Annotated in this window: 12 protein-coding genes; 11 read left to right on the top strand and 1 reads right to left on the bottom strand. The window is 70.4% G+C overall.

What is annotated here, in order from left to right:
- Positions 1-27: 27 nt before the first annotated feature.
- Entirely contained in the window at positions 28-378 is a 351-nt protein-coding gene (locus LZP97_RS16320; RefSeq protein ID WP_230831746.1) for an FBP domain-containing protein, read from the bottom strand.
- On the opposite strand from LZP97_RS16320, the gene LZP97_RS16315 reads away from it, so the two are divergent.
- The 11 genes from LZP97_RS16315 to LZP97_RS16265 all read left to right on the top strand — a co-directional run bounded on the left by LZP97_RS16315 (position 276) and on the right by LZP97_RS16265 (position 12,038).
- Positions 276-635, top strand: a complete 360-nt coding sequence (locus LZP97_RS16315) for a TetR family transcriptional regulator (protein ID WP_326491671.1) — start codon at positions 276-278, stop codon at positions 633-635. The genes LZP97_RS16320 and LZP97_RS16315 overlap by 103 nt on opposite strands.
- A gap of 255 nt (positions 636-890) precedes the next feature.
- Positions 891-2,180 carry an ATP-grasp domain-containing protein gene (locus LZP97_RS16310; protein WP_010593448.1) on the top strand — a complete coding sequence of 430 codons (1,290 nt, stop codon included), beginning with the start codon at positions 891-893 and terminating at the stop codon, positions 2,178-2,180.
- Positions 2,177-3,025: a hypothetical protein gene (locus LZP97_RS16305; protein WP_010593447.1), complete on the top strand. Its 849-nt coding sequence runs from the start codon at positions 2,177-2,179 to the stop codon at positions 3,023-3,025. Before LZP97_RS16310 ends, LZP97_RS16305 begins: the two co-directional genes overlap by 4 nt.
- Positions 3,022-4,095, top strand: a complete 1,074-nt coding sequence (locus LZP97_RS16300; protein WP_010593446.1) for a PLP-dependent cysteine synthase family protein — start codon at positions 3,022-3,024, stop codon at positions 4,093-4,095. The genes LZP97_RS16305 and LZP97_RS16300 overlap by 4 nt, the downstream gene beginning before the upstream one ends.
- A complete protein-coding gene (locus LZP97_RS16295; RefSeq protein ID WP_203011117.1) occupies positions 4,092-5,120 on the top strand; it encodes an enolase C-terminal domain-like protein in 1,029 nt (342 codons plus the stop codon). The genes LZP97_RS16300 and LZP97_RS16295 overlap by 4 nt, the downstream gene beginning before the upstream one ends.
- Positions 5,117-6,373, top strand: a complete 1,257-nt coding sequence (locus LZP97_RS16290; protein WP_234574837.1) for an MFS transporter — start codon at positions 5,117-5,119, stop codon at positions 6,371-6,373. The genes LZP97_RS16295 and LZP97_RS16290 overlap by 4 nt, the downstream gene beginning before the upstream one ends.
- On the top strand, positions 6,370-7,194 hold the full coding sequence (locus tag LZP97_RS16285) for a class I SAM-dependent methyltransferase (RefSeq protein ID WP_026137565.1): 825 nt from the start codon (positions 6,370-6,372) through the stop codon (positions 7,192-7,194). The genes LZP97_RS16290 and LZP97_RS16285 overlap by 4 nt, the downstream gene beginning before the upstream one ends.
- Positions 7,195-7,250: 56 nt before the next feature.
- Positions 7,251-8,819: an ABC transporter substrate-binding protein gene (locus LZP97_RS16280; RefSeq protein ID WP_010593441.1), complete on the top strand. Its 1,569-nt coding sequence runs from the start codon at positions 7,251-7,253 to the stop codon at positions 8,817-8,819.
- Complete coding sequence (locus LZP97_RS16275) at positions 8,819-9,766, top strand: ABC transporter permease (protein ID WP_040274239.1); 948 nt, start codon at positions 8,819-8,821, stop codon at positions 9,764-9,766. Before LZP97_RS16280 ends, LZP97_RS16275 begins: the two co-directional genes overlap by 1 nt.
- A complete protein-coding gene (locus LZP97_RS16270; protein ID WP_234574836.1) occupies positions 9,763-10,602 on the top strand; it encodes an ABC transporter permease subunit in 840 nt (279 codons plus the stop codon). Before LZP97_RS16275 ends, LZP97_RS16270 begins: the two co-directional genes overlap by 4 nt.
- Positions 10,599-12,038 carry an ABC transporter ATP-binding protein gene (locus tag LZP97_RS16265; RefSeq protein WP_234574834.1) on the top strand — a complete coding sequence of 480 codons (1,440 nt, stop codon included), beginning with the start codon at positions 10,599-10,601 and terminating at the stop codon, positions 12,036-12,038. The genes LZP97_RS16270 and LZP97_RS16265 overlap by 4 nt, the downstream gene beginning before the upstream one ends.
- Positions 12,039-12,127: the final 89 nt, after the last annotated feature.

Raw genomic sequence — 12,127 nt, 5'->3', positions numbered from 1 at the left:
GCGCCGCTCGGGTAGTGCACAGCGCGGTCAGGGGTCCTGCTCGTCGAGCACCCGCCCGACGAAGCCACCGAGTCGAGTCCCGAGCCGGCGGATCCGAGTCTCGGTGGGCAGTGCTCGATCGGGCTGATTGCCGGGCAGAGGCGCCAGCTCCCGCACATACAGTGAGCATGCGAAGTTGCTGCACATGTAGGTTCCGATGCTGTTTCCGGCCTTGCCGCCGGCGCCGGCCTTGCGCGCCGTGAACAGCGACGTCCCGCCGGTGCGGTGGGCTCGAGCTGGCCTGGGCGGAAGCGCACACGCCGGATGGGCGCCGGCGAACCGCCATGTTCTTCGAGATCTATACCGCGGCGACGCGGGATCCCGAGCTGCAGCAGACATTCCTCGTCCCGGTGGTGACCGAATGGCTCGACCCCATGGCCGCGGCGATCGAGGCTGCGGGCGCGGCACCGGGCGCGGCCCGGTCCGTCGCCTCGCGCATCCTCGCGGTCCATCGAGGTCTTCTCCTCGAGGACCTCGCGCTCGGCTGCAACGTCGCCACCGATGCAGCGCACCGGGACGCCGTCCTGACGATCCGTACCGAGATCTCCCGTGCGACTTCCTCGGACGAGGAAGGGGTCCGTGACCCGGCCGAGTGAGCAGCCCGCCAATCGTTCGTCGCGATCCCGTTCGCACCGCTGTTCCGGGCTTTCCCGGCGTCGCCGGGGTCGCCGACCGGCCTGGGATCGAGCCCCGGCTCGATCGGCGGATCGGCACGAGCTGCCGGACCTTCGTGGGCCACCGTTCTCATCGGCCTCGCAATCGTCCGGCACAACCAGTCTTGCTAACGATAACGATTATCAGTAGCTTCTGTGGCGCTGGGTACTACGGAGGATGCGAGCGGAAGGCCACGTGTGGCACACCTACTGCTGGTCGAGAGCTGGGTCGGGGCAATGGGAACGTTGCTGCCGAGAGCGATTGCCGACCTGGGAGTCGAGTTCACATTCCTGACCCGACGACCGGGGCACTACCCGGACACCCTGCCGGACGGCTCCCCGCATCCGCTGCGTCTCGGTCGCGCGGTGGCGACTGCCGAGACCAACGATCCGGCTGCCGCACTCGAGGCGGCGCGGCGGATCGATGCCGAGGCAAGGATCGACGGCGTCCTCACCAGTTGCGACTACTACCTGCCGACGGCCGCGCGAATTGCCGCCGCGCTCGGACTTCCCGGTCCGACACCCGAGGCGATCGAGACCGCCTGCGACAAGGCGCGCACCCGGGCGGTGTTGGATTGCGTCGGTGTCCCGGGGCCGCGGCACACCACCGCCTCGGTCGACGACCCGATCCGGCTCCGTACCGCGGCCGAGTTGGTGGGATTCCCCTTGGTGGTCAAGCCCACCGATCTGTGTGCGGGAATGTTCGTGCGACGCGCGGACAGTTGGCTGGATGTCGAGTCGGCGGTGCACGCGCTGCGCGGGTTCGAGATCAATGCGCGCGGGCAGCGGCGGAGTCCGGTGGTGTTGCTCGAGGAGTTCCTCGCCGGACCGGAATTCAGTGTGGAGAGCTGGATTTCACGCGGAAACGTCCACACGGTCGGCGTGACCGACAAGAGCCTGGGTGGGACGTCGGGTTTCGTGGAGACCGGGCACATGTTTCCGGCCGACCTGGCTGAGGGGGACCGCGCGAAGGTGGTGGCCGCCGCGGAGGAGGCGATCGACGCGGTGGGCCTCGATCACGGTGTGGTGCACACCGAACTGCGTCTGACCGCCGCCGGGCCGCGGATCATCGAGATCAATCCACGGCCGGCCGGCAATCAGATCACCGAGCTGATCCGGCATGTGAGCGGAGTCGACCTGCCGCGGGTGGCGGTCGAGCTCGCACTGGGACGCGAGCCGATCGTCCCGGCGGTCCCGGACGAGCACCGTGACGGCGGACGGCCCTCGAGCGCAGCCGTGAGCATGCTGGTGCCGACGAGGGCGGGTGTCGTCACCGGAATCGAGGGAGTGGACACCGTCGCAGCCGATCCGTCGGTGGTCTCGGCGGCGTTCAAGGGGCCCGGTCACCGAACCACGCCGGGAATGGACAACAACAGCTACCTGGGCAGCGTCGTCGTCATCTCGCCGGAGCGGTCCGGGGCCCGCCCGCTGGCGGAGCGCCTGTTGTCGTCGATCTCCGCCACATACGGCGAGGAGCCGGCGTCGTGACCGCCACCTCGGCGATCGATACCGCGACGAACGGGCGCCTGGCTGCGCTTCTCGAGTGCTACCGCACCGACCCTGCCCGGCGTCCCGCGCGCGACGTGGTGGTGTCGGTTGCGTTCACCACGTCACAGGGGGTACGGCACGGCGGGCGCAGTGGCGGCTACCGCAACCAGGTGATCTCGCTGCGGGTGGGGGCTGCGACGGGCTCGTGCGCGGTCGAGCCGGGCTCGGTGGATCCGGAGATCGTGCACGCCTGCGCAGGGGTGGCAGTGGCCGATCTGCTGCACCATGCCGAGATCGCCGTGCAGATCGCCGCACTCGACGCCTACCTGACGCACCAGCGCCCGCACTCGGATGAGCCCCGCGCAGTGACGGTGCAGCTGGATTCCGGGGATTCGCTGCAGCGCTCGCTGGCCCGGGCGCATCACGTGACCGGGCTGGTCGACGCACCACCCGGCGGGCGGGTGCTGGTGATCGGAGTGGTCAACTCGCTGCTCGTCAGCTTGCGCGAGCGCGGGCTGCGGTACGTGCCGTGTGATCTGAAGGGCGGCACCACCGAGTGGGGTGAGCCGATCGTTACCGACTTCGCCGAGCATCTCGACGAGTGTGATGCGGTGCTGGCCAGCGGAATGATGCTGGGCAACGGCACCGTCGACACCTTGTTCGCGCGGGTGGCAGCGTCCGGCCGGCGGATTCCGATCACGATGTTCGCCCAGAGTGGCGCCGCGGTCGCCCGGGAGTTGCTCGGACACGGCATCGACGCACTCTCGGCCGAGCCGTACCCGTTCTTCTGGCTGACCGGGGACGCCGGCCCGATCTACCTGTACCACGGGTCGAGGGCACGATGACTGTGATCGATCTACCGGCGCGGGTGGGGAACAGCCCACTCGTCCGCATCCTCACGCCGGTGCCGACCCGGCATCCGGGCTACTTCGCGAAGATCGAGGCGCTCGGCCTCGGTGGGCTCAAGGCGCGGTCGGCCCTGTCGATGCTGGTCGGCGCCCGGCGACGCGGGGAACTGCGGGACGGCGCGCGGATCGTCGAATCGACCAGCGGCACTTTGGGAGTCGGGTTGGCATACGTGGCACAGCCACTCGGCCACCCCGTGACCCTGGTGGTGGACTGCGAGCTCGAACCCGCCATGCGCAATTTGCTGTGCGCGCTGGGTGCCACCGTGGAGATCGTGGACCGTCCGCACCCGGAAGGCGGGTGGCAGCAGGCCAGGCTCGACGTCCTGCACCGGATTCTTGCCGCCGACCCGGATGCGTACTGGCCCAACCAGTACGACAATCCCGACAACGCCGTGGGCTACCACGGGCTCGCCGACGAGATCGTCGCGGGCCTGGCCGCACAGGGTATCGAGCGGGCCGAGGTGCTTGTGTGCAGTGTGGGCACCGGCGGCCACAGCAGCGGAGTGGGTCTGCGGTTGCGCCAGGCGTGGCCGGACCTGCGGATCATCGGGGTCGATGCGGTGGGGTCGACGATCTTCGGACAGCCCGCCGCCTGCCGGGTCATGCGGGGACTGGGCAGCAGCGTGCATCCGCGCAATGTGCGATACGAGATGTTCGACGAGGTGCACTGGGTCGGCCCGCGCGAGGCCGTGCACGCCTGCCGCAGCCTGGCGCGGGACGGGTTCCACACCGGCGGCTGGTCGACGGGTGCGGTGGCCACGGTGGCCGGGTGGGCGGCCACCCGCTGGCCGGGCTCGGTGGTCACCGTCTTTCCGGACGGCCCCGACCGCTACCTGCGCACCATCTTCGACGACGACTGGTGTGCTCGGCACAGCCTGCTCGCTCCGCCGCGAACACATCCGCACGAGATCGCCGAGTGCGGTGACCCGGCGGAGTGCTGGACGCGGTGCGAATCCGTGCGGGCCCCGCACCCGGGGGCGAGGGACCGGATGGAGACGGCGCGATGAGCCTGACCTGGTCGGTGAGCACCCTCGCCCTGGCCCGGCCGTTCCGGATCAGCCGGGCGGTGATGTCGTCCCGCCAGGCGATCACGGTCACCGTGACCGATCCCGACACGGGATCGTGCGGCCGCGGCGAGGTCGTCACCTCCGTGTTCGCGGGCCTGGACGTGCACCTCGTCGAGGCCCAACTGCGGGCGGTCGCGGCGTGCTGCGGTGCCCGAGGGATCCCCGAAACGATTCCGGCACACGTGCACCCGGCGGTCGCCGGCGCCGTGTGGTCCGCCGTCGCCGACTACCGGGCACGCGTGAACAGGCAGACGGGCGCTGCGCACCTCGGGCTGCCGCTGCCCGCCGAGATCCCGATCTCCCGCACCCTCGGAATCGGTGCGCCCGAGGACATGGCCGCCGAGGCCGCCGAGTTGTCCGGGTGCGGGTTCGCTCTGCTGAAGGTCAAGACCGACGCCGACCCGACCGAATCGGTACGGCGGCTGGCCGCCATCGCCGCTGCCGCTCCAGGCGTGGACCTGATCGTCGACCCGAACGAAGCGTGGACCGCCGCCACCGCGCTGTCGGTACTCGCCGACAGCGGTGGTCTGCCGATCGTCGCGCTCGAACAACCGCTGCCGGTGCACGACCGCGACGGAATGCGGGAGCTGCGCAGCCGCACCGATCTTCCGCTCGTCGCGGACGAGGCCGTCCACGACCTGACGGACCTGGACGAGCTGACCGGCCTCGCGGACGTGGTGAACATCAAACTCGCCAAGTGCGGCGGCATCTACCGCGCCCACGCACTGGCCGAGGCGGCCGGCGCGCGCGGAATGGAGGTGATGCTCGGCTGCCTGGTGTGCAGCTCGCTGGGTATCGCCCCCGCGGTTCAGCTGGCGTCCCTGGCCCGATGGTGCGACCTGGACGGGCACCTGCTGCTCGCCCGAGACCCGTGGGCCGGCCTCGGGGGCGGAGACGGAAAGCTGCGCCCGAGCGGCCTGCCCGGACTCGGCGTGTACCGACCCGACAACGAGGAAACGCGATGACCGCCACCGACTCCCCGGCAGGGACCTTCGCTCTGCTGCGCAGCTTCCCCCGCTCGGTACAACTGCTGGTGCTCAACCAGTACGGCGTCAACACCGGCTTCTACATGCTGGTGCCGTACCTGTCGATGCATCTGACCGGGAACCTGGGTCTGTCCCTGGCGATCACCGGCCTGGTCCTCGGGGCGCGCACCCTCAGCCAGCAGGGGTTGTTCCTGATCGGGGGCACCGCTGCCGACCGGCTCGGACCCCATCGGGTCATCATCGCCGGCTGCGCACTACGGTCGGTGGGCTTCGCGGTGTTCGCTGTGGGCACCAGCGTGCCGCTGCTGCTGCTCGCCTCTGTTCTGTCGGGATTGGCTGGGGCTCTGTTCAATCCGGCCGTGCGCTCCTACATCGCCGTCGCCGAAACCCGGCGCCGGGCGGAGGCGTTCGCGGTCTTCAATGCCTTCGCACAGGCGGGGGCACTGTCCGGGCCGCTGATCGGCAGCGCGCTGCTGACGGTGGACTTCCGTACCGTCGCCGTCGCCGCGGCGGCCGTCTTCGCCGCCCTCACCCTGGCACAGCTGCGGTTTCTGCCCGCCCACCCGGTGGACCGCGCCGAGACGACGGTGCTCCGCGGCTGGGGTGCGGTGCTGGCCGACCGCCGGTTCGTGCTGTTCACCGTGACCATGCTCGGGATGTTCGCCCTGCAGACGCAGATGTATCTGGTGTATCCGGTGCTGGCCGGGCGGATCACCGACTGGAGTGGGGCAGTGGCGGTGCTGTTCCTGTCCACCACCGTCTTCGGTCTGCTCGCTCAGGTGCGGCTGACCCGATGGTTCGATCGCCACACCAGCCGGGGCACCGCGATCACGGCGGGGCTGATGCTGATGGGCGCCGCGTTCGTGGTGGCACTGCCGGTCCTGTGGGGCGAACCCTCCCACGGCGCGGGACGGATCGCCCTGACGCTGGCACCGCTGTTGCTCTCCGCCCTGATCCTCGAAGCGGGCATCCTGATCGCGCAGCCGTTCGTGATGGAACTGATCCCGGCATACGGGCCGTCGAACATGTCCGGAACTCTGTTCGGGATGTTCTACCTGGTCTCCGGGGTGGCCGCCGCCGGCGGCAATGCGCTGATCGGATACGGCCTCGACCTGGGCAACGGGTGGCCCGGAGCGCTGGTGTGCGTCGCCCTCGCATGGGGTTCGGCCACCGGGATCTGGCTGTTGCACCGCCGCGGCCTGCTCGCCGACCCGGCCGGAGCGCGGACATGACCGCGGCTGCAGGGGCTCGGAACCTGTTGACGGACAACCCCGCTCTGTACGAGGCACGATTCCCCGACCCGGACCACAGCGCCGCCCGGTTCGTCGACGACATTCTCGCGACCTACCTGACCTCCGACGATCCGGCGCCGCGGACACACCCCGCGACAGTGCTGGACCTGGGCTGTGGCACCGGCCGCGACCTGGGATACCTGGCCCGGCGGGGATACCGCTGCCTGGGCATCGACCAGTCCCCGGCGATGGTGCGGTACGCGCAACAACAGTATCCGGGCGTGAGAGCCGCGGTCGGCGACCTGCGCACCTTCGAGGTCGACGCGAGCGTCGACGCCATCGTCTGCCTCGACAGTGCCCTGCTGTACTGCCACACCGACGTCGAGCTGGAATCGTGCCTGCGCTGCTGCCGCAGGCACCTACGTCCCGGTGGGCTGCTGATCGCGGAAATGCGCAACGGCGCCTTCTTCCTCGGCAACACCGAACTCCTCGACGGGCCCACCCGCTCGTCCTTCTCCTGGCACGGCCACACCTGGCGGGCGGAGACCACCCTGTGGATCGACCACGCCGCGCAGCTGCTACGCCGCCGCCGGCGGTGGCAGATCCCCGAGTCCGCCGAGCCCCTCGTCCAGACCTCGGCGTGGCGGCTGCTGTTTCCGCTGGAGCTGACCGGCCACCTGCAGCGCGCCGGATTCGTGGTGCGGGCACTGTTCGACACACCCGGACCCCGCACCGAGACCGGCTGGCCGGGGCAAGGAACCGATCTCGGCGGTACTGCGCTCTGCGGCGACCGGCTGCACGTGATCGCCGAGGCCGTCTGACTCACCCGCACTCTTCACCCCGACCCGCTCGATCCACTGCCCGAGGAGATACCCCGATGAATCCGATTGCCCTGCCTCCGCGTCCGCACCTGAGCCGTCGCTCGTTCCTCGGCCTCGGCGCCGCCGCCGGCGCCGTACTGCTCGGGGCATGCAGCACGAGCGGCGAGACCGCCCCCGCGGCCACCGCCGGGCCCCGGGACGGCGGCCGACTGCGAGCGGTGTTCGCGGGCGGTGGCGCACAGGAGGTGTTGGACCCGCACAAGACCAACCTGTACGCCGACGTCGCCCGCGCGAACGCGCTCTACGACAAGCTCGTCGAATACGGCGACGACCTCGGCCCGGTACCGCGGCTCGCCACCGCCTGGCATCCGAACGCCGACGCGACCACCTGGACGGTGGAGCTGCGCCCGGCGGTCTTCCACGACGGCCGGCCGGTGCGCGCCGCCGACGTGCTGTACTCCTACCGGCGGATCCTGGACCCGGTGAACGCACTGCGCCCGCGGGCCTCTCTCGAGGTGATCGACATCGCCCGCTCCCGCGCCCTCGACGACCACACGATCGAGTTCGTCTGCGCCCGCCCGTGCGGGGAACTGGCGAACGTGCTGGCCGCGTTCGGCGCCTACATCATCCCGGAGGGCACCACCGACTTCAGCCGTCCGATCGGCTCCGGGCCGTTCACGTTCGTCTCGTTCGAACCGGGGCGCTCGCTCGTCACCGCGCGATTCCCCGACTACTGGGACGGTGCCCCCCATGTGGACGAACTCGAGATCCTCACCGCTCCGGACGAGACCGCACGGATCAACGCCCTGCTCGGTGGGCAGGTCGACTACGCCGACGACCTCGGTGTCACCTCGGCGCGCACCTACGAAACCGATGCCCGGATGCAGATCCTGCGGTCGCCGCGCAGCGCGATGTCGGCGTTCGCGATGAAGGTGGACCGGCCCCCCTTCGACAACGTGGATCTGCGGCGGGCGATGTTCGCCCTCGTCGATCGCGACGAGCTGGTCACCACCGTGCTGGGCAGCACCGGTGTGGTCGGCAACGACCTGTTCGGCAAGGACGCCAAGTACTACGCGGCCGACCTGCCGCAGCGCACCCTGGATCTGGACGAGGCCGAGGCCCTGATCCGCAAGGCCGGCGCCCGGAACGCGACCATCGAACTGCAGACCACCGGCGCCACCAACGGCTTCGTCGAGGCCGCCAACATCCTGGCCGAGCAGGCCGGACGCGCCGGACTGAAGATCGATGTGAAAGTCGGTGAGGGATCGACCTATTGGACGCGCACCCTCGACGAGGGTGTGTTGTCGAGTTTCCGCTCCGGGGCCATGCCCATCGAAACGCACCTCGCGCAGCGGATGCTGTCGACCTCGGCGAAGAACTACACCCAGTGGCGCCGCCCCGAGTTCGACGCCTTGTTCGCCACCGCCAGCGAAACCACCGACGAGAACGTCCGGGCCCGCGCATATCAGCAGATGCAGTCGCAGCTCCACAGCGAGGGCGGTCTGCTGGTGTGGGGCTTCTCCGACGGCCTGCACGGGATGGCGCCGCATCTGGCGGGGATGGCCGAGAATGCGCCCAGCAACACCCTCGGGTACGCCCGTTTCGACAAGGCCTGGCTTTCGTGATGCTCGCCCGCTACGCCGGTACCCGCCTCACGGTGGGACTGGCCCAGGTGCTGGGCGTACTCGTCGTCGTCTTCGCGATCGCCGCCCTGCTGCCGGGGGACGCTGCGGTGGTGATCGCGGGCGATGACGCAGATCCGCGGCGGATTGCGCAGTTACGCGAACTCCTCGGGCTGGACCGGCCGCTGTCCGTGCAGTTCGGGGACTGGCTGACCGGTCTGCTCGGCGGCGACCTGGGCACCTCCGTGGTATCCGGCCGCCCCGTCACCGCGATGCTGGGCTCGGCGCTGGCGCCGACGCTGACCCTCGCCGCCCTGGCGTTCGTGGTGCTGGTCCCGCTGGCACTGCTCCTCGGGGTGGTCGCCGCGGTGCGCCGCGGCCACCGGATCGACCGGGCCGTCACCGCCCTGACCGTAGCGTTCTACGCGGCACCGGAATTCGCGTTGGCGATCGTGCTGGTGGCAGTGTTCGCGGTCGGGCTGGGATGGTTCGCGCCCACCGCGGTCGGCGCCGGTGGTCCGTTGCTGATGCAACCGGAGCTGTGGGTGCTGCCCGTACTGGTGCTGGTGATCCGCCCGGTGTGCTCGCTGTCGCGGTTGGTGCGCTCGTCGCTGATCACCACCCTGGACTCCGAATACATCCGGCACACCCGTCGCCTCGGTGTGCCCGTGCGGCGGGTGATCTGGCGGCATGCCCTGCCGGGCTCGCTCACCCCGGCGACACAGCATCTCGCGCGGGTCGCCGATTGGCTGCTCGGCGGGGTCGTGGTCGTCGAGGCGGTGTTCGCGCTCGGCGGTCTCGGGCAGCTGCTGGTCAGCGCGGTCAGCAGCCGCGACATTCCGCTGTTGATGGGATTGGTGACGGTGTTCGCGGTGATCACGGTGGCGGTGAACACGGTCGCGGACATCGCGGCGTTCCAGCTCAACCCCACGGCCGGATCGGCATCGTGACCGGCTCCACGTTTCTCGAGCGTGCGGGTGGGCGGTCCCGGGTGCGCGTCGGGGCTGCCCTGACGGCGGTCCCGCTCGCGGTCGCGCTGCTGGGGCCCTTGTTCACCGAACCCGGTGCCCGTGGCCCGGCGTTCACCTACGGGGACCAGTGGCTTCTGGGAACCGATTCCGAGGGGCGCGATCTGCTCACGCAGGTCCTGCTCGGGGGGCGTTCGCTGGTGCTGGTGGCCGCGGCGGCCGTGGCCTTGACGTACCTGCTCGCCGTGCCGTGGGGGATAGCTGCCGCGACCGCTCGGGTACCGATCGTCGACGAGATGCTGATGCGCCCCCTGGATCTGCTGCTGTCGCTGCCGTCGATCATGGTGCTGCTGCTGCTGGCCGTGGCGCTCACCGACGCCGACCTGGTCGTTCTGACAGTCACCGTGGCGGTGCTGCTGTTCCCTGATGCGGCGCGTCTGGTGCGGGCGTCGGCGCTGCACACCGCGCACACCCCGGCCATGGAGGCGCTGCTCCTGCAACGCGAAACCTGGTGGCGCCGGCACCTCGGCTATCTGGGACGATCGCTGCTCCCGGTCCTCGCGGCAGACGCAGGGCTACGGTTCGTCGGGGCGATCTACCTGGTCGCCTCGGCCAGCTTCCTGGGGGTGAGCGCGGACTCCGCCGGCACCGATTGGGCCGTGATGATCGACCGCAACCGCGCGGGCCTCGCCCTCGTCCCGTGGGGTGTCGTCCTGCCCGCGGCCCTGATCATCGCCTTGGCGATGGGGGTGAATCTGCTGTTCGACTCCGGTGCTCGCGCGGCAACACGCGAGGTGTCGACGAGGAAGTGGCGATGACCGAGGTAATCCCCGCGGCCCCGGCCGCCGCTGTGCCCAGCAGCACCATCCGAGTGCGCGGTCTGACCGCACGGACACGGGATCGGCTCCTGGTCGACGGCGTCGACCTGGACATTCCCGCCGGGGTGGTCACCGCGCTCGTCGGGGCTTCCGGGAGCGGCAAGACCACCACCGCGCTGGCATTGATGGGCGAGCGCCGCCCGGGGGTCGACGTGACCACGACCGCCCTGGACACGGGCGGGGCACGGTTCGGGTACGTGCCCCAGCACCCCTCCTCGGCGCTGAACCCGGCCCTGCGGATCGGTACCGTGCTCGACGACATCGCTCGTGCCGGCCGACGGCACGGGCATCCGGTGACCGTGGCCGACGCACTCGCACGTGCGGGATTCGCCGACGATCCGGGCATGCTGCGCCGTTACCCGCATCAACTGTCGGGCGGACAGCAACAACGACTGGTCATCGCCCAGGCTCTGCTGACCGACCCGACATGCCTGATCCTCGACGAACCCACTACCGGGCAGGACCCGGCTCGTCGGACGGCGGTCCTCGACGAGATCACCCGACTTGCCCGGCAGGGCCTGACGATCGTGCTCGTCACCCACGACCTGGACGCGGTCCACGCGGTCGCCCAGCGTGTGATCGTCATGGGCGGCGGCCGGGTGCTCGAGACCGGTGACGCCGGGATCCTGCCGGTCGCCGCCCAGCGGATCCCGCAGACACGCGCCGACACTGCGGATCGCCGCCCGACCCGGGCCGACGCCCGGTTGATCCTGGACGCCGTCTCGGCGGGGTACCGCAACAACCGGGTTCTGCAACGCTTTTCGATCTCGTTGCAGCCCGGCGAATGTCTGGCACTTCACGGCCCCTCGGGCTGCGGCAAGACCACCGCGGCCCGGGTCGTCGCGGGCTTGCACCCACCCACGGCCGGACGGGTTCTTCTCGACGGCCACCCGTTGGCCGCATCGGTACGGCGACGGACCCGGCACCAGACGGCGGCGATCGGGTACGTCTTCCAGGACGCCAAGGCGGCCTTCGACCCGTATCGCAGCATGTGGGAGCAGATCCTGCGCGGTCCGGCACGCCTGCGCGGTGCCACCGGCCCGGAATCGGCCGCGGCGGCCCGTCGCGCGCTCGACCAGGTGGGTCTGGCCGAACGGATCACCCGGCAGCATCCGTCCGCCCTTTCCGGCGGCGAGGCCCAGCGCGCCGCCCTCGCCCGTGCCCTGGCGGTCGAGCCGTCGCTGCTCATCTGCGACGAAGTCACCACGGGACTCGATCCCGCATCCCGACAGCGGGTGCTCGACATCTTGTCCGATCTCGTACGAACACAACGCATATCCCTGCTGATGATCAGCCACGACGGCGCCGTGGTGGATGCGATCTCCGACCGGGTCGTCGACATGACCCTCCCGGCCACGAACGGGGAACCGCCGTGAGCGCGCCTCGCCGCGTCCGTCGCCGAGGAAACCCGGCTGTCTCCGCACCGAGCCGAACCGGACAAATCACTCGCGTTCGAGGGGCCGGT

It is taken from the genome of Rhodococcus sp. DMF-1 (assembly GCF_021441945.1).
GTDB classification, from domain to species: domain Bacteria; phylum Actinomycetota; class Actinomycetes; order Mycobacteriales; family Mycobacteriaceae; genus Rhodococcus; species Rhodococcus ruber.
The sequence above is the reverse complement of the archived record's forward strand: the minus strand, read 5'-3'. Positions and strand labels throughout refer to the sequence as shown.

What these genes read in the sequence shown, in the direction of transcription:
- LZP97_RS16320 (WP_230831746.1), bottom strand. Translation starts at nt 378, where the DNA reads ATGTCTGCTGCAGCTCGGGATCCCGCGTCGCCGCGGTATAGATCTCGA.
- LZP97_RS16265 (WP_234574834.1), top strand. Translation starts at nt 10,599, where the DNA reads ATGACCGAGGTAATCCCCGCGGCCCCGGCCGCCGCTGTGCCCAGCAGC.
- LZP97_RS16300 (WP_010593446.1), top strand. Translation starts at nt 3,022, where the DNA reads ATGACTGTGATCGATCTACCGGCGCGGGTGGGGAACAGCCCACTCGTC.
- LZP97_RS16280 (WP_010593441.1), top strand. Translation starts at nt 7,251, where the DNA reads ATGAATCCGATTGCCCTGCCTCCGCGTCCGCACCTGAGCCGTCGCTCG.
- LZP97_RS16295 (WP_203011117.1), top strand. Translation starts at nt 4,092, where the DNA reads ATGAGCCTGACCTGGTCGGTGAGCACCCTCGCCCTGGCCCGGCCGTTC.
- LZP97_RS16285 (WP_026137565.1), top strand. Translation starts at nt 6,370, where the DNA reads ATGACCGCGGCTGCAGGGGCTCGGAACCTGTTGACGGACAACCCCGCT.
- LZP97_RS16275 (WP_040274239.1), top strand. Translation starts at nt 8,819, where the DNA reads ATGCTCGCCCGCTACGCCGGTACCCGCCTCACGGTGGGACTGGCCCAG.
- LZP97_RS16290 (WP_234574837.1), top strand. Translation starts at nt 5,117, where the DNA reads ATGACCGCCACCGACTCCCCGGCAGGGACCTTCGCTCTGCTGCGCAGC.